This is a genomic window from Microvirga sp., assembly GCF_014699075.1.
Lineage (GTDB): Bacteria > Pseudomonadota > Alphaproteobacteria > Rhizobiales > Beijerinckiaceae > Microvirga.
In genome coordinates, this window is the sequence record NZ_JACXAB010000053.1 from 1 (window position 1) to 25,716 (window position 25,716).

The 25,716-nt window shown below is 64.5% G+C and carries 25 protein-coding genes; 17 read left to right on the plus strand and 8 right to left on the minus strand.

From position 1 onward, the window contains the following. On the plus strand, positions 1 to 1,307 hold a 1,307-nt coding region (locus IC232_RS27575; RefSeq protein WP_246812453.1), incomplete at its 5' end, for an OmpA family protein. 48 nt (positions 1,308 to 1,355) lie between these two features. Here the strand turns inward: IC232_RS27575 and IC232_RS27580 are convergent. Continuing rightward, positions 1,356 to 3,131: an adenylate/guanylate cyclase domain-containing protein gene (locus IC232_RS27580; protein WP_190848157.1), complete on the minus strand. Its 1,776-nt coding sequence runs from the start codon at positions 3,129 to 3,131 to the stop codon at positions 1,356 to 1,358. A 316-nt stretch (positions 3,132 to 3,447) separates the two neighbouring features. Between IC232_RS27580 and IC232_RS27585 the strand changes: the two genes are divergently transcribed. After that, positions 3,448 to 5,196, plus strand: coding sequence for a methyl-accepting chemotaxis protein (locus IC232_RS27585; protein ID WP_190848158.1), 1,749 nt, complete (start codon positions 3,448 to 3,450; stop codon positions 5,194 to 5,196). Positions 5,197 to 5,392: 196 nt separating this feature from the next. On the opposite strand, the gene era is transcribed toward IC232_RS27585, so the two are convergent. The 5 genes from era to IC232_RS27610 all read right to left on the minus strand — a co-directional run bounded on the left by era (position 5,393) and on the right by IC232_RS27610 (position 9,139). Then, positions 5,393 to 6,310, minus strand: coding sequence for a GTPase Era (era, locus tag IC232_RS27590; RefSeq protein WP_190848159.1), 918 nt, complete (start codon positions 6,308 to 6,310; stop codon positions 5,393 to 5,395). Beyond that, positions 6,297 to 7,007 carry a ribonuclease III gene (rnc, locus tag IC232_RS27595; protein WP_190848160.1) on the minus strand — a complete coding sequence of 237 codons (711 nt, stop codon included), beginning with the start codon at positions 7,005 to 7,007 and terminating at the stop codon, positions 6,297 to 6,299. Before rnc ends, era begins: the two co-directional genes overlap by 14 nt. A gap of 3 nt (positions 7,008 to 7,010) precedes the next feature. After that, on the minus strand, positions 7,011 to 7,787 hold the full coding sequence (gene lepB, locus IC232_RS27600; RefSeq protein WP_409564978.1) for a signal peptidase I: 777 nt from the start codon (positions 7,785 to 7,787) through the stop codon (positions 7,011 to 7,013). A gap of 198 nt (positions 7,788 to 7,985) precedes the next feature. Further along, complete coding sequence (acpS, locus tag IC232_RS27605; RefSeq protein WP_190848161.1) at positions 7,986 to 8,384, minus strand: holo-ACP synthase; 399 nt, start codon at positions 8,382 to 8,384, stop codon at positions 7,986 to 7,988. Further along, positions 8,381 to 9,139 (minus strand): pyridoxine 5'-phosphate synthase, encoded by a 759-nt coding sequence (locus IC232_RS27610; protein WP_190848162.1) that lies wholly within the window; start codon positions 9,137 to 9,139, stop codon positions 8,381 to 8,383. Before IC232_RS27610 ends, acpS begins: the two co-directional genes overlap by 4 nt. Before the next feature lie 137 nt (positions 9,140 to 9,276). On the opposite strand from IC232_RS27610, the gene IC232_RS27615 reads away from it, so the two are divergent. The 14 genes from IC232_RS27615 to IC232_RS27675 all read left to right on the plus strand — a co-directional run bounded on the left by IC232_RS27615 (position 9,277) and on the right by IC232_RS27675 (position 22,449). Further along, positions 9,277 to 9,540, plus strand: coding sequence for a hypothetical protein (locus tag IC232_RS27615; protein WP_190848163.1), 264 nt, complete (start codon positions 9,277 to 9,279; stop codon positions 9,538 to 9,540). A 266-nt stretch (positions 9,541 to 9,806) separates the two neighbouring features. After that, positions 9,807 to 10,214: a 30S ribosomal protein S6 gene (rpsF, locus tag IC232_RS27620; protein ID WP_190848164.1), complete on the plus strand. Its 408-nt coding sequence runs from the start codon at positions 9,807 to 9,809 to the stop codon at positions 10,212 to 10,214. Positions 10,215 to 10,216: 2 nt separating this feature from the next. After that, a complete protein-coding gene (rpsR, locus tag IC232_RS27625) occupies positions 10,217 to 10,474 on the plus strand; it encodes a 30S ribosomal protein S18 (protein ID WP_009491074.1) in 258 nt (85 codons plus the stop codon). A gap of 124 nt (positions 10,475 to 10,598) precedes the next feature. Beyond that, positions 10,599 to 11,561 (plus strand): DUF2232 domain-containing protein, encoded by a 963-nt coding sequence (locus IC232_RS27630; RefSeq protein WP_190848165.1) that lies wholly within the window; start codon positions 10,599 to 10,601, stop codon positions 11,559 to 11,561. A 23-nt stretch (positions 11,562 to 11,584) separates the two neighbouring features. Then, positions 11,585 to 12,151: a 50S ribosomal protein L9 gene (rplI, locus tag IC232_RS27635; RefSeq protein WP_190848166.1), complete on the plus strand. Its 567-nt coding sequence runs from the start codon at positions 11,585 to 11,587 to the stop codon at positions 12,149 to 12,151. A gap of 27 nt (positions 12,152 to 12,178) precedes the next feature. Then, positions 12,179 to 12,313: a hypothetical protein gene (locus IC232_RS32995; RefSeq protein WP_281413440.1), complete on the plus strand. Its 135-nt coding sequence runs from the start codon at positions 12,179 to 12,181 to the stop codon at positions 12,311 to 12,313. A 238-nt stretch (positions 12,314 to 12,551) separates the two neighbouring features. Then, complete coding sequence (locus IC232_RS27640) at positions 12,552 to 14,045, plus strand: replicative DNA helicase (RefSeq protein ID WP_190848167.1); 1,494 nt, start codon at positions 12,552 to 12,554, stop codon at positions 14,043 to 14,045. After that, positions 14,042 to 15,208 (plus strand): alanine racemase, encoded by a 1,167-nt coding sequence (alr, locus tag IC232_RS27645; RefSeq protein ID WP_190848168.1) that lies wholly within the window; start codon positions 14,042 to 14,044, stop codon positions 15,206 to 15,208. The genes IC232_RS27640 and alr overlap by 4 nt, the downstream gene beginning before the upstream one ends. Further along, complete coding sequence (radA, locus tag IC232_RS27650) at positions 15,208 to 16,620, plus strand: DNA repair protein RadA (RefSeq protein ID WP_190848169.1); 1,413 nt, start codon at positions 15,208 to 15,210, stop codon at positions 16,618 to 16,620. Before alr ends, radA begins: the two co-directional genes overlap by 1 nt. A 156-nt stretch (positions 16,621 to 16,776) precedes the next feature. Beyond that, positions 16,777 to 18,090, plus strand: coding sequence for a calcium-binding protein (locus IC232_RS27655; RefSeq protein ID WP_190848170.1), 1,314 nt, complete (start codon positions 16,777 to 16,779; stop codon positions 18,088 to 18,090). 184 nt (positions 18,091 to 18,274) lie between these two features. After that, the gene (locus IC232_RS27660; RefSeq protein ID WP_190848171.1) at positions 18,275 to 19,291 is read left to right on the plus strand and encodes an NADP-dependent oxidoreductase; all 1,017 of its coding nucleotides are present in this window, start codon (positions 18,275 to 18,277) and stop codon (positions 19,289 to 19,291) included. Between the two features lie 150 nt (positions 19,292 to 19,441). Next, the gene (locus IC232_RS27665) at positions 19,442 to 20,047 is read left to right on the plus strand and encodes a CvpA family protein (protein WP_190848172.1); all 606 of its coding nucleotides are present in this window, start codon (positions 19,442 to 19,444) and stop codon (positions 20,045 to 20,047) included. A 164-nt stretch (positions 20,048 to 20,211) separates the two neighbouring features. Further along, entirely contained in the window at positions 20,212 to 21,699 is a 1,488-nt protein-coding gene (purF, locus tag IC232_RS27670) for an amidophosphoribosyltransferase (RefSeq protein WP_190848173.1), read from the plus strand. 6 nt (positions 21,700 to 21,705) lie between these two features. Continuing rightward, on the plus strand, positions 21,706 to 22,449 hold the full coding sequence (locus tag IC232_RS27675) for an SDR family NAD(P)-dependent oxidoreductase (RefSeq protein WP_190848174.1): 744 nt from the start codon (positions 21,706 to 21,708) through the stop codon (positions 22,447 to 22,449). Positions 22,450 to 22,541: 92 nt separating this feature from the next. On the opposite strand, the gene IC232_RS27680 is transcribed toward IC232_RS27675, so the two are convergent. Then, positions 22,542 to 23,846 carry an NAD(P)H-dependent oxidoreductase gene (locus tag IC232_RS27680; RefSeq protein ID WP_190848175.1) on the minus strand — a complete coding sequence of 435 codons (1,305 nt, stop codon included), beginning with the start codon at positions 23,844 to 23,846 and terminating at the stop codon, positions 22,542 to 22,544. Positions 23,847 to 24,049: 203 nt separating this feature from the next. Here IC232_RS27680 and IC232_RS27685 point away from each other — a divergent pair, with 203 nt between their 5' ends. Beyond that, the gene (locus IC232_RS27685; protein ID WP_190848176.1) at positions 24,050 to 24,595 is read left to right on the plus strand and encodes a calcium-binding protein; all 546 of its coding nucleotides are present in this window, start codon (positions 24,050 to 24,052) and stop codon (positions 24,593 to 24,595) included. Between the two features lie 102 nt (positions 24,596 to 24,697). Here the strand turns inward: IC232_RS27685 and IC232_RS27690 are convergent, their stop codons facing one another. Then, on the minus strand, positions 24,698 to 24,958 hold the full coding sequence (locus tag IC232_RS27690; protein ID WP_190848177.1) for a hypothetical protein: 261 nt from the start codon (positions 24,956 to 24,958) through the stop codon (positions 24,698 to 24,700). Between the last annotated feature and the right edge of the window lie 758 nt (positions 24,959 to 25,716).

Consider the following 25,716-nt stretch of genomic DNA (forward strand, 5'->3'; position numbering starts at 1 on the left):
CAACGCCTCCGGCCCCGGCCCAGCAGCGGCCTGCCGCAGGCGCACCCCGCCCGACCGACGCGGAGCGGCCGGCCCGTCCAGGTGACACCGAGCGCCCGGATCGCCAGCGCGCCCGTGACCAGCGTCCCGGCCAGGATGCGCCGACCACGACCACCGCTCCGACAGCTCCTGCTCCGACGGCGCCTGCACCGGCCGCTCCCACAGCGGCCCCTGCAGCACCGGCTGCCCCGACGCCTGCGCCAACGGCTCCCGCAACCCGCACGACCCCGGCTCCGGCCGCCCCCGCGGCTCCGGCGCCTGCAACGCGGGCCCAGCCCACGGCACCAGCACCGGCTGCACCTCAGCAGGCAGCGCCTGCCACAACCCAGCCGCTGGACGCTTCCCGCGTCCGCATCGAGGACCTGCGCCGCGAGCGTCGGGAGCGTCGTGAGGGCGGCCGGGTGATCATCGAGGAGCCGGGCAACCGCACGATCATCCGCGAAGGCAATGAGGTGATCATCCGCAGCGACGAGACCGAGCGCTTCCGCCGGACCTATCGCGACGCCGACATCCGCGTGGAGCGGCGCGGCGGAAACGAGGAGGTCACCATCGTGCGCCGCCCCGACGGCTCCGAGATCCTCACGGTGCGAGACGAGGACGGAAACCTCGTCCGCCGCGTGCGGCGCGAGCCTGCCGGCCGGGAGGTCGTGCTGATCGAGAACCGCCGCGCCGGCATCGCGCGTCGCCCGGGCTACGGCTATGTGGAGGAGGAGGTCGTCCGCCTGCCGCCTCCGAACGTGCGCATCCCGCGCGAGCGCTACATCGTCGAGACGGAGCGCGCCTCGCGGGCCGACATCGTCGAAGCCTTCACGGCGCCGCCGGTGGAGCGGGTCGAGCGGGCCTACACCCTCGACGAGATCCGCCGCAGCCAGCCCCTGCGCCAGCGCATGCCGCGGGTGGACCTCGATACGATCACCTTCGAGTTCGGCTCCTGGGAGCTGCCTGCGGACCAGATCGAACAGTTGAGGGTGATCGCGGAGGGCCTGCGCGAAGCGATCTCCCGCAACCCGAACGAGATCTTCCTCGTGGAAGGTCACACCGACGCGGTCGGCGGGGACGACGACAACCTCACCCTCTCGGACCGGCGCGCGGAAACCATCGCCACGATCCTCACGGAGCGCTTCCAGATTCCGGCCGAAAACCTGACGACCCAGGGCTACGGCGAGCAGTATCTGAAGGTGGCGACGGAAGCCCCCGAGCAGCAGAACCGCCGCGTGACCCTGCGCCGGATCACCCCGCTGCTCCAGGGCCAGGCCCAGCAGCAGTAACATCCAAACCGGGAGGGCCATCACCCTCCCGGTTTTCTTTGGGCAGTCTCATTCCGGCAGACCGGCCTGCCGCAGGCCCTCCGCGAAGCGGCCCATCGCTTCCTTGCTGAAGGCCATGGCCTGGAGGATGTCGACGATCCGGATCCCGGGATAGCCTTTCACCAGTTCGTCGACGCTCTCCCGTGCCTTGTCGGCCTCTCCCGCCAGGGCATAGGCGGGCGCGAGCGTGCGATGGATCCAGGCCGTCTTCGGCTTGCTCATGAGGGCCTTTTCCTGCCATTGCGCGGCAAGATCGTAGCGCCTTGCGATGAAGTGGGCGCAGCCAATCCCCATCTCGCAGTTGAACGCCATCGGATCGAACGGGCTCAGGCGCAGGGAACGCTCGAAGTGCTCGATCGCGACCTCCGGGTCGTCGTGGTAATTGTGCAGCCAGCCGCTGCGGTTCCAGCCCCAGGCTGAGTTCGGATCCAACGACAGCGCACGCTCCAGCATCGATGTGGCGCGCTGGAACTCCCGCGTGATCGTCAGGGCTGCGCCGAGCACCGTGAGGATGAAGGGATCCTCGTGGGCCATGGCGGCTGCGGCTTGCGCCTGGCGCAGGGTCTCGCGCTTGTCTTCTTGCAGGTTCTTCGACCAGTTATAGACGATCCGCTGGCCACGGCACCAGGCGGCCATGGCCATGGCGAGCGGGTAGCCCGGGTCGAGGAGAAGCGCCTTGTCCAGAAGCCGGGCCGCCTCCTTGTTGGCCTCGTATTCCAGGGCCCAGACATAGGGAAGCGCGCGCATCACGAGGTCGTAGGCATCGAGATTCTCGGGTCGCTTGCGCCGGGCCCGCTCGATCTCGGCGCTTCTGATCGACGGCTGGATCGACCCTACGACACTGGCAGTGATCTGATCCTGGAGATCGAATACATCCTCGACCACGCCGTCGTAATGCTCGGCCCAGAGATGCCCTCCCGTGCTCGCATCCACGAGCTGCGCCGTGATCCGAATTCTCGGGCCAGAACGCCTGACGCTGCCCTCCAGCACATAACGGACGCCGAGTTCCCGGCCGATCTGCTGGACGGCGACATTGCGGCCCTTGTAGGCGAAGGTGGAATTCCGGGCGATGACGAAGAAGGACTTGAAGCGCGACAGGGCCGCGATGATGTCTTCGACGATGCCGTCGGCGAAGTACTCCTGCTCGGGATCCTTGCTGATGTTGACGAAAGGCAGGACCGCAATGGAAGGCCCTTCCTGGCGAGCGCCGGAGGGCTTTCGCTCTCCCGACCGCTGCGCCGTATCCATTCCTTCCAGGAGGCAGAAAACCCTGATCGGCTGCCCGATATTCTTGAACTGATGCTCCCCCTTGTCCTCGAACTCGTAGGGAAGCTTGCCTTTCACCTCGTCATAGACTTTACCCGAAAGGCAGATGCCGCCGGGCAGCGCCAGCTTCTGCAGCCGGGATGCGATGTTCACGCCGTCGCCGAAGATGTCGCCGTCCTCCTCGACCATGATGTCGCCGATGTTGATCCCAACCCGCATCTGTAGGGATTTGGCCCCTCCCTTCCCGGAACTTCCGGCAAGGGCTTCCTGCAGGTCGACCGCGCAGCGCACGGCCTCGACGGGACTTGCAAACTCGACCAGGAAACCGTCCCCGATGGTTTTCACCAGCCTTCCGTGATGGATGCGGATGCGGGGTTCGATGACCTGACGCCGGAGATCCCTGAGGCGGCTGAGAGTGCCCTCCTCGTCTTTGGACATGAGATCGGAATAGCCCACCACGTCAGCGGCAAGGACAGCTGCGAGACGTCTTTGCGCCGTCTGATCAGAAGGGCTGCTCATGGCCTCTCCAGGACGTCGACGCTGAAACGGCTGGAACGCAACGTCAGGAAGGCAGTGTCCGGAGACGAACCGTCATTCCATCAACTTTCATGATAAAGCCCTAGGGTTCATCTGGTTGCGTCGGAAAAGCGCTGAAAATTTCGTAAAATAACGGATTCGGACCTGTGCAAACCAAGCCGGGTCTCAAGAACCGGCTGAGTTCGCTCGTCCATGCGCAAGTTGTGGCGAAAAGAGACGAAACATCGTGAAGTATTGTCTCTTCCTTAATCTTTCCGGGTGACGCTGGGTTAAGCATGAAAAGAATGGAAGCCCGGCGATGTTTGGTATTCTGCGGCGTGCTCCACAGACAGATGCCCTGAACGGGACGGTTCAGGCCGCATCGGAGGAAGAAGCGCCCCCCGTCACCCGCGAGAGCCGCCTCGACACCGAGGTGGTGGACGCGCTCGAGGCGGATGTTCTGAAAGCCATCGAGGGCGTCACGCGGGCGATCGCGGTTGCGGCATCCGACGTGGCCGCGGTGGAGAAGGATCTGGCCGAGATCCGCGGCCATGCCGGCGAGCTGGCCTCCTCGGGCAAGACCGCATCGGCCGAGAGCCTTTCGCTGGCTTCCTCGACCGAGGAACTCGCCGTCACATCGACGGAGATCGGCCGCTCCATGGAGCATGCGAGCGCGCGGATCGACAACGCAATCCAGGCCGCCCAGAAGGCCAGCGGGCTGATCATGCAATTGTCCACTGCGACGGCGGAAATCGTCGGCATCGTGGACACGATCTCGGCGGTGGCGCGCCAGACGAACCTCCTTGCTCTCAACGCCACCATCGAGGCGGCACGGGCCGGCGACGCCGGCAAGGGCTTTGCCGTGGTGGCGAGCGAAGTGAAGGTGCTGTCCACCCAAACCGGCAAGGCCGCCGACGACATCCGCCAGCGCATCGACCGCCTGCGTGAGACTGCTCAGGCCTCGACAGGCGCCGTGACGGAAGTGGTGGAGGCGGTCCAAGGCGTCCGCCCCGTCTTCGACACGGTGCGCGGCGCCGTCGGGGAGCAGAATTCCGCCATCAGCGAGGCGTCGCGCCTTGCCGGCGTGACCTCATCCAGCGTCGCCAAAGTGAGCGACCGCGCGGGTGACGTGGACGCGATCTCGCTCAACGCAAGCGCCAGAGCCCACGAGGCCGATCAGGCGACGCGAAAGGCGGACGGGCTGGCAAAGGCCCTCGGGCAGCGTTTCGTCACCGTCATCCGCCAAAGCGAAATCGGCGACAGGCGCCGGGCGGACCGGTTTCCCGTCGAACGCGCGGCGACGCTGTGGATCTCTCAGCGCAGTGCTTCCTCCCGGCTGATCGACGTGAGCTCCGGCGGGCTTCTCATGGCCACCGTTCCCAACCTCGAAGCAAGGCCCGGCCTGCCGGTGGAGATCGACATCCAGCACCTGGGCCGCGTCAGCGCCAGGATCGTGGCACTCAGCCCCATGGGCATCCATTGCAGCTTCGACAGGCTCAACGATGAGGCCCGTGTCCGTATCGACGCTTTCGTCGCGCAGGTCGAGGCAAGCTATCGGCCCCGCATTCTGCTCGCCCAGGAAACGGCCCGTCAGGTGGAGATGCTGATCGAGCAGGCCGTGGCCGCTGGCCAAGTCTCGCGGGACAGCGTCTTCGATACGGATTACCGGCTGATTCCGGGTACGGATCCGGTCCAGTACGGTACGGCTTACCTTCCGGTGTTCGAGAAGCTCCTGCCTCCGATCATCGAGAAGGTGCTGGCCTCGGATTCCGCCATGGCCTTCTGCCTTGCCATCGACCGCAACGGCTACATCCCGGTCCACAACCGGATCTACTCCCAGGCCCAGCGGGCGGGTGATCCGGTGTGGAACGCGGCGAATGCCCGCAACAAGCGCATCTTCGACGACCGCGCCGGCATCACGGCGGCCCGCTCCACCCGGCCCTTCATCGTGCAGGCCTATGCCCGCGACATGGGCGGCGGCAAGATCGTCATGATGCAGGAGGTGGACGCCCCCATCCGCGTTCTCGGCCGGCACTGGGGTGGCTTGCGAACCGCGTACCGGGCTTAAAGCATCGAGCCGAACGGACGAGGCTTGATATGACAAACCTTCGTCATGGCCGGGCTTGTACCGGCCATCCCGATGCTGAAAGGCGCCGGGCTTTAAGCAATCGGGATCACCGGCACAAGGCCGGTGATGACGAGGGAGCTAACTGTCAGGGCGAAGGCTTTTGCGGCGTCTCGTAGCCAGAGACCCACACGATGCCCTAGCCTCCCCGCGGGAACTCCAGGCCCATCTCGCGGTAGCGCTCGGGATCGTCGCTCCAGTTCTCGCGCACCTTCACGAAGAGGAACAGGTGCACGGGGGTCTCGGCGATCTCGGCAATCTCCCTGCGGGCTGCCTGGCCGATGGCCTTGATGGTCTGGCCGCCCTTGCCGAGCACGATCTTGCGCTGGCTGTCGCGCTCAACAAACACGGTCTGCTCGATGCGCACCGATCCATCGGGCCGCACCTGCCACTGGTCGGTCTCGACCGTCGACTCGTAGGGCAGCTCCTCGTGCAGGCGTTCGTAGATCTTCTCGCGGGTGATCTCGGCCGCCAGCATGCGCAGGGGCGCGTCTGAGATCTGGTCTTCCGGATAGAGCCAGGGGCCTTCCGGCATCATCTGCGCGAGCTGGCGCTTCATGGTCTCGATCCCGTCGCCCTTGAGGGCCGAGATCATGAAGGTATGGGCGAACGGCACCTGCTCGTTGAGCTTGGCGGCCATCTCGAGGAGCCTTGAGCGCTCGATCAGGTCGATCTTGTTGAGGATCAGGACCTTCTGGCGCTTCAGCTCGGACAGCTTGGCGAGGATCGCCTCGGCTTCCTCGTCGATGCCTTTGCGCACATCGAGCAGGAGCGCGATCACGTCCGCGTCGCCCGCTCCGCCCCAGGCCGAAGTGACCATGGCCCGGTCGAGGCGGCGCTTCGGCTTGAAGATGCCGGGTGTGTCCACGAAAATAAGCTGCGCCTCGCCCTCGATGGCGATTCCGCGCACAAGAGCGCGGGTTGTCTGCACCTTGCGCGACACGATCGAAACCTTGGAGCCGACGAGCGAATTCAGCAGGGTCGACTTGCCGGCATTCGGGGCTCCGATGAGAGCGACGAAACCGGCCTTTGTGGTGGTTTGCTCAGGCTGTTCCATGCTCTTCCTCCGTCCAGACGCCCTCTCTCAAGAGAAGGCTCCGCGCCGCCGCCTGTTCCGCGATGCGCTTCGATGTTCCGAGACCGAACTCGGTTTCCGCACCTTTGACCTTGACCATCACCCGGAACCTGGGCGCGTGGTCCGGCCCGGTCTGCTCGACGATCGAGTAGGTCGGCGGCGGCAGGCCGCGTCCCTGCGCCCATTCCTGCAGGGCGCTCTTGGGATCGCGCAACGGACGGCGGGGCGCTTCCAGCAGCGGCTGGAACGCGCGCTCGATCACGCCGCGGGCGGCCTCGTAGCCGCCATCCATGAACGCGGCTCCGATGATCGCCTCGCACACATCCGCCAGGATGGTCTGGTTGCGGCGCTCGCCCGCATGCGCCTCGCCGGCGCCGAGCTTGAGATAGGGCCCGACATCCCACGCGATGGCGATCTCGGCGCAGCTCTCGCGCCGCACCAGCTCCGCCAGGCGCCGGGACAACTCGCCCTCAGGCGCCCCCGGAAAGGTGCGGTAGAGCAGGTCGGCGATGGCGAGGCCGAGCACCCGGTCGCCTAGGAACTCCAGACGCTGATAGCTTTGACCGTCGGCCTTGGGAGCGCTGACATGGGTCAGTGCTTCGTCCAGGAGCGCAGGATTTTCAAAGCGGTAGCCGAGCTTGCTCAGAAGCTCATCGAGGTTCGGCTTACGACGTGCCACGGGTCAGCGGATCCCCTCGAAGAGACGGTTCCAGCGGATCTTCTGCGGCCATTCCCAGGGCCGCCAGAGAGATGCGGTCTCGTCGATCGAGAAGAAGATGATTTCGGCCCGGCCCACCAGATTCTCGAACGGCACCTGCCCGACGCTCGCGTCGTCCCTGGAATCGGTGGAGTTGTCCCGGTTGTCGCCCATCATGAAGAAGTGGCCGGGCTGCACCGTGTAGACATTGGTGTTGTCCCAGTAGCCGCGGTCCACGTCGCGCTCGATCACGTTGTAGGTCACGCCACCGGGCAGGGTCTCCCGGAACTGCGGAACGCTGACGGTGCGGCCGTAGAGGTCGGTGGTCTTGTAATCCTCGACGCGCTCGCGCTGCACCGGCTGGCCGTTGATGTGCAGCACGCCGCTGATCACCTGTATCTTGTCGCCGGGTAGCCCGATCACGCGCTTGATGTAATCGGTCGAGTTGTCCTTCGGCAGCTTGAAGACGGCGATCTCGCCCCGCTTCGGCTCGGAGCCGAAAATGCGTCCGGAGAAGATGCCGGGGCTGAAGGGAATCGAGTGCTTGGAATAGCCGTAGGAATATTTCGAGACGAACAGGTAGTCGCCGATCAGCAAGGTCGGGATGAGAGAGCCCGACGGGATGTTGAAGGGCTGGAACAGTACGGTGCGGACGACCACCGCAATCAGAAGGGCCTGGACAATGACCTTGATCGTTTCCCAGAGGCCGCCTTCTTCGTTCTTCACGGTGCTACCTACGTATTTGCCGGATTTTTCGCTCACGTCGCTCGACCTATGCTTTTTGGACCAGGCGGCTTCCGCCGCCTTCCTGTGCTGTGACAGTCGAGAGGGGTTTGCACTCAGCCCCGGGTGCAAGCCTCTCTCGATATCGTCGTTACGGCGTCTGATTGCGACCGGGAAGGCCGCTTTGCCGCGCCCTGCTCTAACCTAAGCCGCGTCCTGCCGCAACGCAGCCCCGTCTCACGCCGGCAGCGCCTCGATGATCACGAAGGCTTGGGCCATGGGCGGATCGTCCGTCAGGGAGACATGGACCACGGCCTTGTGCCCCGCGGGTGTCATGGCCTGAAGCCGCTTCAGGGCGCCGCCCGTCAAACGCATGGTCGGGCGGCCGCCGGGCAGGTTGACCACCTCCATGTCGCGCCAGAAGACGCCATGGCTGAGGCCCGTGCCCAAGGCCTTGGCACAGGCCTCCTTGGCGGCGAAGCGGCGGGCATAGGAGGGAGCCCGCGCGGCCCGGCGGTCGCTCCTGGCCCGCTCGCCCTCCGTATAGATGCGGTGGGTGAATCGGTCGCCGAAGCGCTCGATGGATTTCTCGATCCGCCGGATGTCGCAGAGGTCGGACCCGATGCCGAGGATCATGCCGGCACCTGTGCCCGGCCCTCGTCCATGGCGGCACGCATCGCCCGCACGGCCTCGTCGAGGCCCATGAAGATCGCCTCGCCGATCAGCGAATGGCCGATATTGAGCTCAACGATCTGAGGGATGGCTGCCACCGGCCGGACCGAATTGAGATCGAGTCCGTGGCCCGCATGGATCTCGAGGCCGATTTTTGCCCCATGTTCGGCCGCCCGCCGCAGGCGCTCCAGCTCATGGGCGATTCTTGCCTCGTCGCCTTCGACGACGGCCTCGCAATAGGTGCCGGTGTGGAGTTCGACCACGGGAGCCTGCAGGTTGCAGGCCGCGTCCATGACCTCGCTCTCCGGCTCGACGAACAGGGACACGCGGATGCCCTCGCCTTTCAGTTCCTGGATCACCGGACGCAGATGGGCATGGCCGCCGATGATGTCGAGCCCCCCTTCCGTGGTGCGCTCCTCGCGCTTTTCCGGCACGAGGCAGGCCGCATGAGGGCGAAGCCGCGTGGCGAGCCCCACCATCTCGGAGGTTGCCGCCATCTCGAAATTGAGCGGCACGAAGAGCTGGCGCTTCAGCCGCTCCATGTCCAGGTCGCGGATATGCCGCCGGTCCTCGCGCAGATGGGCCGTGATGCTGTCGGCGCCGGCCAGAACGGCCAGATGGGCGGCCCGGATCGGGTCGGGATGCACACCGCCGCGGGCATTCCGGACGGTGGCCACGTGATCGATGTTCACGCCGAGGCGCAGGGGAAGAGCGTTCATAAGGGTGTTTTAGCTTAAAGCGCTGTTCTGACCAGCCTTCCTCCATACGCACCACACAGTTGATTCACCGCAGCAGAAGCATTGCGAGCGCAAAACGTTACTGTATATCTGGACCGGTTAGCGATTGCCGGGGCTTCATGGTCAAAATCATTCTACGCGGGTTAACCGCAATTCTCGTCGGTCTCGGAACCCTCGCGTGGCTATGGCTGCTCATATACGCCCTCACCGCCTCATCCGATCCAATGGGAAATGGCCTCGCCTATGGATACGCTTTCGTAGCGACACTGCTGTTCAGCGCTTTTGTCGTACCTGCCGGCTTCCTGGTTTACAGGGGAAAATGGCTGTCGCTCGCTCTTGTTCTGGCACTCATCCCTCTTCTCGCAGGTGTGCTGCTCTCCTGATTGATCAAAATCAAGCGGTTCCCTTGCCTTCCCGGTCCAAATCGCCTATAGCCCCCGCTTCGCGTTCGCTCCGGCCGGGGGCTGAACGGACGGCGTGGCTTGGCCATGCAGGGTTTTTACGAACCCGTCGTCCCGTGTCTCCGCCTTCGACAATCGCTCGGGCCTTGCAGGCTCGAAGGGCTTGGCGCCGATCGGATGCGCGAAACGGCCGAGACACTCCTCAAAACAGTGCAAGGCTTGTCCTCAAACCCTGAGAAAGGCCCATTATGCCTCTCTATGAGCATATCTTCATGGCTCGCCAGGATGTCACCCCGCAGCAGGTCGAGGCTATGGTCGACCAGTACAAGGGCGTCATCGAGCAGAACGGCGGCAGCGTCGACAAGACCGAGATGTGGGGCGTGAAGTCCCTCGCCTACCGCATCAAGAAGAACCGCAAGGCGCATTTCACGATGTTCAACCTCAACGCTCCGGCTCCGGCCGTGGCCGAGATGGAGCGTCAGATGCGCATCAACGAAGACATCCTTCGATTCATGACCATCAAGGTCGAAGAGCTCGAGACCGAGCCGTCCGTGATGATGCAGAAGCGCGACCGCGACGAGCGCAAGGACCGCGAGCGCCGTGAGCGCGACACCGACGGTGTCGGGTTCGCTGGCAACGAAGGCGAGGAGGCTTAATCATGGCATTTGGTGCTACTGGTGGGGCTGCTGGCGGCCGTCGTCCCTTCTTCCGTCGTCGCAAGACCTGCCCGTTCTCAGGTCCCAACGCGCCGAAGATCGACTACAAGGACACGAAGCTCCTGTCCCGCTACATCTCCGAGCGTGGTAAGATCGTTCCGTCCCGCATCACGGCCGTGTCGGCCAAGAAGCAGCGTGAGCTCGCCCAGGCGATCAAGCGCGCCCGCTTCCTGGGCCTGCTGCCCTACGTGATCCGCTAAGACTTTTGGCTGCCCGATCCGTCGGGCAGCCATTCTCCTACCAGATCGCCCAGCGGTGAGAATCCGCCGGGTCAGTTGAGGCACCAGCCTCTAACCCTGCCTTGAGCAGCGGGACAGCGAGACGATGAATTTTGTAGCAACAGGCATAGGCGCAGGGCTCGTATCGGCCCTCCTGACCGCAGTGATCGTCAAGGCGACACCGCTGGCGGCTATGCTGTATCTGCTCGCTCCCATTCCCGTCCTGATCGTGGCCCTTGGCTGGGACCACCGCTCCGGCCTCGTGGCCGCCCTCGTCGGCGGCCTGGCGATTGCGCTGATCCTGTCGCCGCTGAGCGGCCTCGGCTTTGCGCTCATCACCGCCCTGCCCGCCTGGTGGCTGGCCTATCTGTCCCTGCTCGGCCGCCCCGGACCTGACGGCACCATGGAATGGTATCCGGTCGGCCGGCTCCTGGCCTGGGCTGCCGCCACGGCCGCGCTCACCATCATCGCCGCCGGCGTGATCTCCACAGGGGGCGACTACGGCGCCTTCGAGCAGAACACCCGCGAGGTGGCCGAGGCCTTCGTGAACGCCCAGTTCGCCGCCACGGGAGCCGAGGCTCTCGATGCAGAAACCCGCGAGCAGCTGATCTCCATCTTCTCGCGGCTGACATCCTTCCTGTCGGCCCAGGGCTTCGTGACCATTCTGGCGCTCTATCTCTGGGCCGCCGGCCGGATCGTCCTGGCGTCCAAGCGCCTGCCGCGCCCCTGGCCGCCTGTGCCGGAACTGGTGATGCCGCGCTCCGCGGGCCTGATCCTGGTCGGCGCGCTCATCCTGGCGAATTTCGGCGGCTTCGTCGGCGCGCTGGGACTGGCCCTGTCGGGTGCCTTCCTGATGGCCTATGCCCTGCAGGGCCTGGCTGCCATCCACGACCGCACACGGGGCCGGTCGGGCCGCTCCTTCCTCCTGAGCGCCATGTACGTCCTGATCTTCGTCACCCAGGGCATCCTTATGGTTGCCCTGGCCCTCTTCGGCATCGCCGATTCCACCTTCGGCCTGCGCCGCCGCTTCGGCACGCGGCCGAATCCACCACCAACCCTTTCCACCTGATCACGAACCTAAAGGAGACAACCATGGACGTTATTCTTCTCGAGCGCGTCGCAAAGCTCGGCCAGATGGGCGAGACCGTGAAGGTCCGCTCGGGCTATGCCCGCAACTTCCTCCTGCCGCGCGGCAAGGCTCTGCGCGCCACCGAGGCCAACAAGAAGCACTTCGACGCCCAGCGCGCCCAGCTCGAGGCCCGCAACCTCGAGCGCCGCAAGGAAGCCGAGACCGTTGGCGAGAAGCTGAACGGCCAGAGCTTCATCATCCTGCGCCAGTCCGGCGAGACCGGCGTGCTCTACGGTTCGGTCTCCACCCGCGACCTCGCCGAGATCATGACCCAGAACGGCTTCACGGTTGACCGCAACCAGATCGCCATCAACCAGCCGATCAAGACCATCGGCCTGCACGCCGTGCCGGTCGCCCTCCATCCGGAGGTCGAGGTTAAGGTGACCATCAACGTCGCCCGCAGCCCCGAGGAAGCCGAGCGTCAGGCGCGCGGTGAAGCGGTCACCACCCGCGAGGAGACCAACCTCGACGACCTCGGCCTCGAGGTTGGCGCGGCCCTGGCCGAGGCTGGCGGCGACGACGAGCTCTAAGATCTCTGTCGTTCTCGGCAGCCAGGAATGGGCCTCTCTTTCGTCATCACCGGCCTCGTGCCGGTGATCCCGATGCTGAAAGGCTCGGCGCTTGAGAGGATCGGGATGGCCGGAACAAGCCCGGTCATGACTACCGGGGGCAAGCTCAAGCGGTTGCTCTAGTTCTTGTTTTGTTCTAAAATGACGCTCTCCGTCGATTCGACGGGGAGCGTTTTTTCTTTGGGATTCTGGCTTGCAGGAGAGTCAAGCCGTGACGCCCGCGAAAAGATGGACGGTGTGAGAATCGAGGACAGCGAGGACAGTTGGTCGCAATTCCGACTTCGTGTCCGCACGGCAACCTTTAGGACACCAATTGCGGTCTAAGAGACTCTAACCCTTCTCCTGTTTCCCGGAGCGCCGGATGGCCACCGCCAACGCCCTGATCGCCCGTCTCGAGACTGCCGAGCCGCAGTTTCGGACGCCCCCCAGCAACATCGAGGCCGAACAGGCCCTGCTGGGCGCGATCCTGGTCAACAACGATGCCTATTACCGGGTCTCCGACTTCCTCGAAGCCGTTCATTTCATCGAGGATCTTCACCGGCGCATCTATGAGGTCGCCACGAGCCTGATCAAGGCCGGCAAGGTCGCGACACCGATCACCATGAAGACGTTCCTGGGCGATCAGGATCTCGGCGGCATCACCGTGTCGCAATATCTCGCGCGTCTCGCGGCCGAGGCGACCACCGTCATCAACGCGGAGGATTACGGCCGCGCCATCTACGACCTCGCGATCCGCCGGAACCTGATCAATATCGGCGAGGACATGGTGAACGTCGCCTTCGACGCGCCCGTGGACTCCTCGCCTCGCGAGCAGATCGAGGAGGCGGAGCGGCGCCTCTATGCGATCGCCGAAACCGGCCGCTACGACGGCGGCTTCCAGCGCTTCTCCGATGCGCTCACCGCCGCCATCGACATGGCGGCGGCCGCCTACAAGCGCGAGGGCGCCCTGTCGGGCATCTCGACGGGCCTGAAGGATCTCGACAAGGCCCTTGGCGGCCTGCAGCCCTCCGACCTTGTCATCCTGGCCGGACGCCCGGCCATGGGTAAGACCTCGCTGGTGACGAACATCGCGTTCAACATCGCCAAGGCCTACCGGGCCGAGAAGCAGCAGGACGGCAACCTGAAGACCGTCAACGGCGGCATCGTGGGGTTCTTCTCGCTGGAAATGTCGGCGGAGCAGCTTGCCACCCGTATCATCGCCGAGCAGTCGGGCGTGCCCTCCTACAAGATCCGCCGCGGCGACATGCGCGAGGACGACTTCTACAAGATCACCGAAGCCGCGCGCGAGATGCAGTCGATCCCCTTCTACATCGACCAGACCGGCGGCATCTCCATCGCCCAGCTCGCCGCCCGCGCGCGGCGGCTCAAGCGCCAGCGTGGGCTCGACATCCTTATCGTCGACTACCTGCAGCTCCTCTCCGGCTCCTCCAAGAAAGGCGAGAATCGCGTGCAGGAATTGACCGAGATCACGACCGGGCTCAAGGCGCTCGCCAAGGAACTGTCGGTTCCCCTGGTTGCCCTGTCCCAGCTCTCCCGTCAGGTGGAGTCCCGTGACGATAAACGCCCTCAGCTCTCCGACCTTCGTGAATCGGGTTCGATCGAGCAGGACGCCGACGTGGTCATGTTCGTTTACCGCGACGAGTACTATCTGAAGAACAAGGAGCCGAAGCCCGGCACCGAGGAATACTTCAAGTGGCAGTCGGAGATGGATCAGGTTCACGGCAAGGCCGAGGTCATCATCGGCAAGCAGCGTCACGGCCCTACCGGCACCGTGCAGCTGGCCTTCCAGGCCGACATCACCCGCTTCACCGACTTGGCGGATGAAGACAAACTTCCCGAACGGATTGGCGATTGACCAAGCATACCTCTCAGAACAGCAGCACCGGCGGCATTCCCGAACAGGCCGCCGGCGGTGTTCTCCACATCGACCTCGACGCTCTCGCCTCGAATTGGCAGACCCTGCGCGATCAGGCCAGCAGCGCCGAGACGGCGGCCGTGGTCAAGGCAAACGCCTACGGCACCGGCATCGAGAAGGCCGTTCCGGCCCTCGCCCGTGCCGGATGCCGCACCTTCTTCGTGGCTCACTTGAGCGAGGCGATCCGCGCACGATCGGTTGCTCCTGAAGCAACGATCTATGTGCTCAACGGGCTCTTCGCCGGCACCTGCCCGGCTTACGCGCAATTCGATCTGCGCCCGGTTCTCGGCTCCTTCGAGGAAATCGAGGAATGGGCCGGGTTCTGTCGGGCAGAATCGCAGAAGCTGAAGGCCGCGGTCCATGTGGACACCGGCATGAACCGCCTCGGGCTCACGGTGCCGCAGGGCCTGACGCTGAAGGATCGCGGGGAGCTTGAGGATTTCGAGACCGCGCTGCTCATGAGCCACTTCGTCAGCGCCGAGGAAAGCGACAACCCGCTGAACGCCCGGCAGATCGAGGCTTTTGAAGCCATCCGCTCTTCACTGCCGAACATTCCGGCATCGCTACCGAACTCTTCGGGCATCTTCCTGCGCGACAAGCCCGGCTACGATCTGGTGCGACCCGGCTATGCCCTCTATGGCGGCAACCCGACGCCGGACCGTGACAACCCCATGCGACCGGTCGTGGGTCTCGAAGGCCGCATCGTGCAGCTGCGCTGGGTCGAGGCGGAGCACACGGTGGGCTATAACGGACGCTGGCTTGCGCTCGACAAGCGCCGCATCGCCACGCTGTCCATTGGATACGCGGATGGCTATCCGCGCTCGTCGAGCGCACGGGGCAGGAGCGGCGACGAGTTGCTCGCCGGCATGGCTCTGGTCGCCGGACATCCCTGCCCCTTTGCCGGCAACGTCTCCATGGACCTGATCACCGTCGACGTGACTGATGTGCCGGAGGGCCGAGTGAAGCGCGGTGACACCATCACGCTGATCGGTGGCGATCTCAGCATCGACGAGGTCGGCCGCCGCGCCGGCACCATTGGATACGAAATTCTCACCAATCTCGGTGCGCGCTACGCCCGTGCCTATCGCGGAGAGCAAGGCTGATGGCCAAGCAGCGTCACCCCGCCTTCACGTGCCAGGAATGCGGCGCGGTCTATAACCGCTGGAAAGGCAAGTGCGAGGCCTGCGGCGGCTGGAACACCATCGTGGAGGAAGCAGGCGCTGCCAGCCCGATGGCAGGGCCTGCCGCCACCCGCCCGTCCCGCGCCAAGGGCCGCATTTTCCCCCTCGAAGGGCTTCAGGGTGAAACCAAGGAAGCGCCGCGCACGCCCTCGGGCATCGCCGAACTCGACCGGGTCACCGGTGGCGGTTTCGTGCACGGCTCGATCATCCTGCTCGGCGGCGACCCCGGCATCGGCAAGTCCACGCTCCTGATGCAGGCCTCGGCGGCGCTGGCGATGCGCGGCGAGCGCGTGGCCTACATTTCGGGTGAGGAGGCGGTGGCGCAGGTGCGCCTGCGGGCCGAACGTCTGGGCCTCGGCCAGGCGCCCGTCGAGCTCGCCTCCGAGACCAATGTCGAGGATATCATCGCCACCCTGAGCCAGGGCCGCCCGCCGGCGCTCGCCATCATCGACTCGATTCAGACCATGTGGACCGAGACGGTGGAGTCCGCCCCCGGCACGGTCACCCAGGTGCGCGGCTCGGCCCAGGCGCTGATCCGCTTCGCCAAGACCACCGGCACAGCCGTGATCCTCGTGGGCCACGTGACCAAGGACGGCCAGATCGCCGGCCCCCGCGTGGTCGAGCACATGGTCGATGCGGTGGTCTCGTTCGAGGGCGACACCGGCCACCATTTCCGCATCATGCGCGCCGTGAAGAACCGCTTCGGACCCACCGACGAGATCGGCGTGTTCGAAATGTCCGACCAGGGCCTGCGCGAGGTGCCCAACCCCTCCGAGCTGTTTCTCGCCGGCCGCGACATGGCGACCGCCGGCACGGCGGTGTTCGCCGGCATGGAGGGCACGCGCCCGCTGCTCGTGGAAATCCAGGCCCTTGTGGCTCCCTCGTCGTTGGGCACCCCGCGCCGCGCCGTGGTCGGCTGGGACCAGAGCCGCCTGTCCATGGTGCTGGCCGTGCTGGAGGCCCATGGCGGGCTCAAGCTCGGGATGCATGACGTCTATCTCAACGTCGCCGGCGGCCTGCGCATCACCGAGCCCGCAGCGGATCTCGCGGCGGCGGCGGCGCTGGTCTCGTCGCTCTCGGGGAACCCTCTGCCTCCCGACACGGTGTATTTCGGCGAAATGGGATTGTCCGGGGCGATCCGACCGGTCGCTCAGGAGCAGGCGCGACTGAAGGAGGCGGCGAAACTTGGATTTTCAAGTGCTGTAAGTCCAGCGGCTCGCATTGAGAAATCCAAAACCAGCAAGCCCGAGCGGCTTCCGCTCTCAACCTCTTCCATTGGCCATATCACTGACTTGGTCGCAGGCATCGCTGCCAGAAGGCGCAAGGCGTCATAAGGCTGCTTATCTGATTAAAGATCTGCGTTTGAATAGGCATATTGACATTTATATGCTATTACATAACATCAACCGGAGTATTTTATCTGCTTAGTCAACCGTCATTCCTCCGCCGATGACGGGCTTAGACAGATCGTCATTTTTGAGGGAAGTCGCATGACTGCTTTTACATTTTCAACGTTGGATATGTATAAAAATCGTAATCCAGGTGATCCGGTCAGCAAGCTTTATGCCCGTGCTGACGACGGGCAGGATCCGCTTCCCGGCTATGTGTACCGGTTCAACGATGACCGTTTTTCATACGATTATCTAGACCATCAATTAATCTTCAATGCGCCGCTCAACTACGAGGCTTTGACCTCAAATATTATCGGGATTCAAGTTATTGCCGAGTTATTCGATGAAAATGGGAATGTAGTCGACTCTCTTACAGGCAATTTCGAGATCACTGTATTCGATCTTGAGGAAGATCCGAAGGACCTCACGATGAGCGGGGGGACGGCAGCAGAAGATGCGTCCGCCGGAACTGTCGTCGCCACATTGAATGCGATCGATGAAGATGCAGGGGATCAGGAAAATCTCACCTATGCCTTCGTAACGAACGCTGAAGGCCGAACAGTCACGACAGACCCACTTTTCGTAATCGAAGGCAATCAGATCAAGCTCAAATCCCAGCCTGGAGACACCAAGGCTGGCACTTATACATTCTGGGTGCGGGCCTTTGACGATAACAGTGCCGGCACAGAACCGAATAAGTGGACCGTGAAGCAGATCACGCTCACCATCACTGATGTCACCAAGGATCCTGTCGAGACCGTGAACACAATCAACGGTGGAGCGAAGAACGATAGCCTCCCAGGAACGGCTGGTGCCGATATCATCAATGGTGGCGCCGGGAACGACAAGCTCTACGGCTACGCCGGGAACGATACGCTGCTGGGCAGCGCAGGCAAGGACACTCTGTACGCCGGAGAAGGCAACGACGTTCTCAACGGCGGCGCCAGCAAGGACAAGCTCTATGGCGGAGCCGGTCAGGATACTTTCGTGTTCGACACAGCCGTGAGGAAGGGCCAGTTCGACCAGATCTACGACTTCAAGGCGTCCGACGATACAATCCAGATCAGCTTGGCGGCCCTCAAGGCCTTCAAGGTAAAAGGCCCCAAGACGAGCGATGTGCATTCGAAGAACAGTTCGGATGACAAGGGCAAGCCTGACGACAAAGGCGGCAGCAAGAAGTCGGTTGGATTCGACAAGATCTTCATGAAAGACCAGAAGCTTCAGAAGAAGTTCTTCAACGTCGGTACCAAGCTCAACGACACCCCGGACGGCTCCAACGACTACATCTTCTACAACAAGAAGAACGGGTTCGTTTACCTGGACGTGGACGGTTCGGGCAAAGGCAAGGGCATCGAGATCCTCAAGGTGAAGCCCGGCACCACGCTCACCGCCGACGACTTCCTGTTCATCTAAGCCGTTAAAACAGCAATACCCGAGAGGCTCCGGCGGCAACGCCGGAGCCTTTCTTTTTCTGTACGGCCCATCGCAGGCGAGGGCTGAGACTTGACGGGGCAAGGCGACGCGTCGACCGTGATGAGACGATCCAAGCACGCCGATCATAGCATGGCGTGCGAGCCCCACCTCAGGAGCCTCCCCGGTGACAGAACAGAACCTCCAGATCCTCCTCGCCTCACGTCCGACAGGCCGCCCGTCCCAAGACGATTTCAAGTTGGTGCGGACGCCCATTCCCGCTCCCGGCGAAGGTCAGGTTTTGCTCAAAATCCGCTATCTCTCGCTCGATCCCTATATGCGCGGTCGCATGAGCGCCGCGAAATCCTATGCGGCAGCGGTGGAGATCGGCGATGTGATGGAGGGCGGCACAGTCGGCGAAGTGCTGGAAAGCCGCCATCCCGACTACAAGCCGGGTGACATGGTCCTCTCCTATTCCGGCTGGCAGTCCCATGCGGCTGCGGATGCCAAGACCCTGCGCAAGCTCGATCCGAACCAGGCACCCGTCACGACGGTGCTCGGTGTTCTCGGCATGCCGGGCTTCACGGCTTACGCGGGTCTGCTGACCCTCGGCCAGCCCAAGCCGGGCGAGACCGTGGTCGTGGCGGCAGCGAGCGGACCCGTCGGCTCGGCCGTGGGGCAGATCGCGAAGATCAGGGGCGCCCGGGCCATCGGCATCGCCGGTGGGGCTGACAAATGCGCGGTGGTGCGCGACGAGTTCGGCTTCGATGCCGCGCTGGACCACCGCTCGCCCACCTTTGCCCAGGATCTTCGGGCAGCCTGCCCGGACGGGATCGACGTCTACTTTGAGAATGTCGGCGGCAAGGTCTGGGATGCGGTCTTTCCCCTGCTCAACACCTTCGCGCGCATTCCGGTCTGCGGCCTCATCGCACAGTACAATGCGACAGGCCCGTTCGAGGGCCCGGACCGCGTGCCGGTGCTCATGCGCGATGTGCTTACCAAGAGCCTGACCATCCGCGGCTTCATCCAGCGCGAGTTCAGCGATCAGCGCCCCGCCTTCTACCGGGACATGGCCGGATGGATCGCGGAGGGCCGCGTGAGGTACAAGGAGGACATCGTCCAGGGGCTGGAGAGCGCGCCGGAAGCCTTTATCGGCCTGCTGGAGGGGCGGAACTTCGGCAAGCTGATCGTGCAGGTCGCCTGAGCCGGACGTCAGCCGGAGGCGGCACACCCGCCGCTTCCGGTGCCGGCTCAACTTCCCTGGGGTGACGAAAGCCTTTCTTAACGCTATAGAGCCAGGCTTCGAACCCGCAAAGGCGGCTCCACTCCTGTTCCATCTGCGTAGGCCCGGCCCATGCCCTTTTCCGTTCTGGACCTCGTCGTTATCGGTATCGTCCTGATCTCGGCTCTTCTTGCTGCCGTGCGCGGCTTCACCCGCGAGGTGCTCGCCATCGTGGCCTGGGTGGTTGCGGCCGCGGCCGCCTGGTACCTGCACCCGACCGCCCTGCCGATTGCCCAGCAATATATCAGCAGCGGCACGGTGGCGCTTGTGGCCTCCATCGGGGCGATCTTCGTCATCACCCTGATCATCGTGTCGATCATCACGGTGCAGATCTCCGACCTGATCCTCGATTCCCGCATCGGCGCTCTCGACCGGACCCTGGGCCTGTTCTTCGGGGCTGCCCGCGGCTTCCTGATCTGCGTGATCGGCTGGGCCTTCCTCGGTTGGCTGCTCCAGGGCAAGGAGCCCGAGTGGGCCACCGCCTCCAAGACCCGCCCGGCCATGGAGAACACCCGCGACAACATCATCGCCATGCTGCCGGAAAACGCCGAAGCGCTGATCCAGCGCCTGCGCAACAAGGACGCCACGCCGGAGGCGGAGCCGGCCGAGCCCGATCCGCAGCGCCCGGCAGCGCCTGCCGCTCCCGCAGCACCGCAGCCGCCCCAGCGGCGCAGCTAAGCATCGACCCAAAAGTGGAAGGCACTTTTGGGACCAAGCCGATGCGCCAAGCGTCTGGCGGCAACCTCAGGGCCGCCAGCGTCAGAATAGACGTTGGCGTTTGGCCTGAGGATGACTACATAGGGGCGGCGCCGGTGCGGGCGCGAATCCCAAAGGTATGATCGATGTCTGCTTTGTCTGAGACGTGGCAGGTCACCCCGAAACAGGTGAACCTCGACCTCGACGGCGATACCCTGCGCGAAGAATGCGGCGTCTTCGGCATCTATGGGCACCCGGACGCGGCGGCCATCACGGCGCTCGGCCTCCACGCCCTGCAGCACCGGGGCCAGGAAGCAGCCGGCATCGTCACCTTCAACGGGTCGGTCTTCAACTCCGAGCGCAGGCTCGGCCTCGTGGGCGACAACTTCTCCGACCGGGCGACCATCGAGCGCCTGGAGGGCCTCTCGGCCATCGGCCACACCCGCTATTCGACCACCGGCGAGACGGTGCTGCGCAACGTGCAGCCGCTCTTTGCCGAGCTTGACGGCGGCGGCTTCGCGGTGGCGCACAACGGCAACCTGACCAACGGCCTGACCCTTCGCCGCAACCTGATCCGCGACGGGGCGATCTGCCAGTCCACCACCGACACGGAGGTGATCGTCCACCTGGTTGCCCGCAGCCGCAAGGACCGGGTCATCGACCGCTTCGTCGAGGCGATCCAGAAGATCGAGGGCGCCTTCGCCCTGGTGGCGCTCACCAACAAGAAGCTGATCGGCGCCCGCGACCCCTTGGGCATTCGCCCGCTGGTTCTGGGCGAGCTCGACGGCCGCTACATCCTCGCCTCCGAGACCTGCGCGCTCGACATCATCGGCGCCCGCTTCGTGCGCGACATCGACAACGGGGAATGCGTGGTGATCTCGGATGAGGGCATCGAGTCTTTCCGCTATGCGCCGCAGGTGGCACCGCGGCCCGATATCTTCGAGTACATCTACTTCGCCCGGCCCGATTCCATCGTGAACGGCCACAGCGTCTATGAAGTTCGCAAGGGCATGGGCCGTGAGCTGGCTCTCGAATCTCCAGCCGATGCGGACGTGGTGATCCCGGTGCCGGATTCCGGCGTGCCGGCCGCGCTCGGCTATGCCCAGACCTGCGGGCTGCCCTACGAGCTCGGCATCATCCGCAACCACTATGTCGGCCGCACCTTCATCCAGCCGACCCAGTCGGTGCGCGAGCTCGGCGTGCGCATGAAGCACTCGGCCAACCGCGCGGCCATCGCGGGCAAGCGCATCGTGCTTGTGGACGACAGCCTCGTGCGCGGCACCACCTCGGTGAAGATCGTGCGCATGATGCGCGAGGCCGGAGCCAAGGAGGTGCATTTCCGCATTTCCAGCCCGCCGATCACGCATCCGGATTTCTACGGCATCGACACGCCGGAGAAGGAGAAGCTGCTCGCCGCCACCCACGACCTGGAGCAGATGCGCCAGTATATCGGGGCGGATTCGCTCGCCTTCCTGTCCATCGAGGGTGTGTATCGCGCCATGGGCGAGACGGGCCGCAATGCCGCGCAGCCGCAATTCACCGACCATTGCTTTACAGGCGACTACCCGACGCCGCTGACGGACCTCACCGTCGCCACCCCGCGCCGTCTTGCGGTTCTCGCCGAAGCCGACTGAGGAACCATGGACAAGCCTCTCCAGAACCGCGTCGCGGTCGTCACCGGCGCGTCTCGCGGCATCGGCCGCGCGGCGGCGCTCGCCCTGGCCGAGGCCGGCGCGCATGTGATTGCGCTGGCCCGCACGCAAGGCGCGCTCGAATCCCTCGATGACGAGATCCGCGCCAAGGGCGGCTCGGCCACCCTGGTGCCGGTGAACCTGAAGGACCTCGAGGCGCTCGACCGTCTCGGCGCCGCGATCCACGAGCGCTGGGGCAAGCTCGACATCCTGCTCGGCAATGCCGGCCAGCTCGGCGAGCTGGCGCCGCTCGCCCATATCGACCAGCCGGTGTGGGACGAGGTGATGGCGGTGAACGTCACGGCCAATTACCGCCTGATCCGCTCCCTCGATCCGCTGCTGCGTGCGTCCGACGCCGGCCGCGCGATCTTCATCACCTCGGGCGCCGCCCACAAGCACAAGGCCTATTGGGGCGTTTATGCGGTCTCGAAGGCCGCTCTCGAAGCCCTGGTGCGCACCTATGCGGCCGAGACGGTGACGACGCCGGTGAAGGTCATGCTGCTGAACCCCGGCCCCTTGCGCACCAACATGCGCCGTGCCGCCATGCCGGGCGAGGATCCGCTAACCCTCAAGACGCCGGAAGAGCTTGCGCCCCACATCGTGAAGCTCGCCCTGCCCGCTTGGGCCGAGACCGGCAAGATCTACGACTTCACGCAGGACGGCAAAGTCATCGAGCCGCAGCCGCCGGCCTAGCGCATCGTGCGGAAAAGTGGATCCGGTTTTCGCTGGCGCGGCCCCCTGGGTCTGGTCCACACGATGCGCCAATAAGGAGGCGAAGGATCGCTTCAGCCAAAGCGCTCCACCATCTCCCGGCGCACCCGGACGGCGAGCCGCTCGGCATCGAGCGCCACGTCGTCCTCCGTCACCACCGTGCCCGCGGCGACATCGCGGGTGAGGCGGACCCCGTGCGCCAGCCCGATGGGCAGCATGCGCGCCGCCTTGCTGCGGGAGGCCGGCGCAAGGCGGCCATAGACCGTGTAGCCGCCCTCCCCGTCCAGCATCTCGCCCGCTTTCAGATCGCGCTTGGCCACTGCCACCGCATCGCCGCGCCAGGCGCGGGTGGAGCCCGTGGGCTCGCCGCGCAGGGCCGCGCTCAGCACCGAAATCGACAGCTCCAGGCCGATCAGGTGGAAGGGCTTGTACATGGCAGCATAGCGGCCGGTTGAGTCCGTCGGCAGGCCGTATTGCTTGAAGCAGGCGGCGGCATAATCGTTGGGGGCTTTGAGCACCACATAGACGCCCCAGCGCAGGTCGCGGAACACGGGCCGCCCGTCGCGCTCCAGGGACGACACCACCTCCACCATGCCATCGCGATCGAGCTGCCCGCCCACGCTCTTCGGCCGCATCACCTGGGCGAGATCGTCCACCCCGCAGGGCGGAAACGCCAGCCCCTGCTCCGGCACGTCGAGATCGCAGGCATTGGCGATGGCCGCCATCTCGATGGCCGACTTGGTGCCGTCCAGAAACGAGTTGAACATCTGCGGGTTCATGCCCCCGGCCTTCGCCTGTTCGGCGTTAAGGCCGTAATGGGTCCAGACATCGTCCGGCGTGACCTGGTGATAGACAGGCAGGTACTTGGTGCCCTTGCCGGCGGCCGCCACGGTGAAGCCCGCAGCCCTGGCCCAGTCGACCATCTCGGCCACGAGCGCCGGCTGGTCGCCATAGGCCATGGAATAGACCACGCCCCGCTCCCGCGCCTTTTCCGCCAGCAGCGGGCCTGCGAGCACATCCGCCTCCACATTGACCATGACGATGTGCCGGCCCGCCTCGATGGCGGCGAGCGCATGGCGGATGCCCGCCTCCGGATGCCCGGTCGCCTCGATCACCACCTCGACGTCGTCCGCCCGGCAGGCGTCGAGCCCATCGGCCACGAAGCGCGTGCCGGCGATCCGCGCCTCGTCCCAGCCGACAGTCCGGCAGGCCTCCCTGGCCCGCTCCGGGTTGAGATCGGCGATCACCGCCACCTCAAGCCCCGCGATGCTCGGCACCTGGGCGAGAAACATGGAGCCAAACTTTCCAGCGCCGATCAGCGCCACGCGAACAGGACGGCCGGATTCGGTGCGGCGGTGGAGCAATGCGTGCAGGTTCATGGGGCTTGGCTCTCGTTTTAAGGGACCTCAAGCAGAGGCTCGAAGCTGGTGCCGGCTCTGTCAATGCTCTCCTCTGTGCGCCGGAACACATCCCTATCGTTATGTAATAGCATTGTGTTAACCAGCGTCTGTTTTCATTCAACCCGATTCGAGATCGGGACAGACTGCATTTAGGGGACCAAGACACGAGCACGAGAACCACGTTGAAGACCGGTTGGACCATGCCGAGCATCGGCCAGGGGGAGAGCGCCCTTTGGGGCAAGGCGAACGCGCTGGCTCTCCCGCCGATTGGCACTCCCGGCAACGACGTGCTGAAGGGCACCAGCGGCATGGACAGATTCTACGGCCAGGGCGGCAACGACAAGATCTACGGTTATGGCGGCAGGGACGCCCTCGCAGGCGGCGCCGGCAACGACACGCTCTATGGCGGCAGCGGCCCGGACGGCTTCTATTTCGACACCAAGCTGAACGCTACGACCAATGTGGACAAGATCATGGACTTCAAGGCGGCGGACGATGCGATCGGCCTGTCCCGCGCGGTCTTTTCCAAGATCGCCCGCGGCCCGCTGAAGGAGACCGCGTTCCATCTCGGCACGAAGGCTCACGACAAGGACGACCGGATCATCTACGACAAGAAGACTGGCTCTCTTTACTACGACAAGGACGGCATCGGCGGCACCGCGCAGATCAAGTTCGCCATCCTGGCCAACAAGACCACCATCGCGCACGACGACTTCGCCATCGCTTGACGCGCATCGGCAGGACACGAGACAAGCCCCTCCGGCGCGGAGGGGCTTTTTTGTTGGATTCCTGTGACGGAGGACGCACGGTAGGCGGCGCAAGTCCTCGCGTCACCGCCGCAGCACGGCCTCGAAGCTGGTGCGCTGGGCGATCCAGAACTCCCGGTGCCCGTGCATGTCCTCCAGCACCGCATCGGCGAAGCGCTTGCGGTCCTCGAAATAGCACGGCGGCCCGTAGCCGCCCTGGCAGCAGCCCTGCTCGCGGCACTTGCGCCGGCGGCAGGTGGACGGCACCCGGATCACGTCGGCGAGACGCCTCAAAACATCGTCGGCATCGGGCATGCGGGACAGGATGGTGCGAACACGGCTCATGATGAAACCTCGTGCATGAAAGAGCTGAATGAAATTGGTGGGTAAGACAGGCATGGCCTTGCGGGCTCAGGAGCCGCTTCGGCTCCGAGCCTTTTAAGGCAATCGAGGGTGGCGCGTTGGGCAGCCCGGCTCGATGATGGATGGTGATTGGGAAGAGCCGGAATGCCTCTTCGCGCACGGCTTCTTTAGGCGTTCAGGCGATGCCGGCCCGGTGACCGCTCAAGGCGGTGCCCGTCTGCTCAACGGGGGCCTTGAACCGATTCCGACCACCGGCACACAGCCTGGGCCTCTCGCCAGACCCGCTTGCGAGGCGAGCCTGCGAGACCGTGCCTGCCTCCACACTGCGACGCCTCGCGAGCGCGCCCCTCGATAGAGGCAGGTCTAGGGCAATGATATAGCGAAGACTGTGGACAAAGTCAAGAACAAAATAAGAACATCACTCAAAGGCAGGTTCGCTTCCTTTTATATCGACACACCTTAGCGTTGAATTCCTGATATAACGAAACAAGCCCAGTTGAGTTGTTCAGCGCATGGCCCTAGCTAGAAATCCTCTCCTCTTTTCCGCTCACTTCAAGCTGTCAGCGGCAGAACTAGTGGATAGCATCTGACACTTGGTACCCACGTTAGACCTCCACTACGATAGCGCTGCACCTTGTTGTGAGGGCATTGCTATGGCAGATACCTTCGATAGCCGCGCCGACATCTTGGACCACATCCTTCAGGTCCGTGCCTATATCGACACCTTTGTCACCGAGATG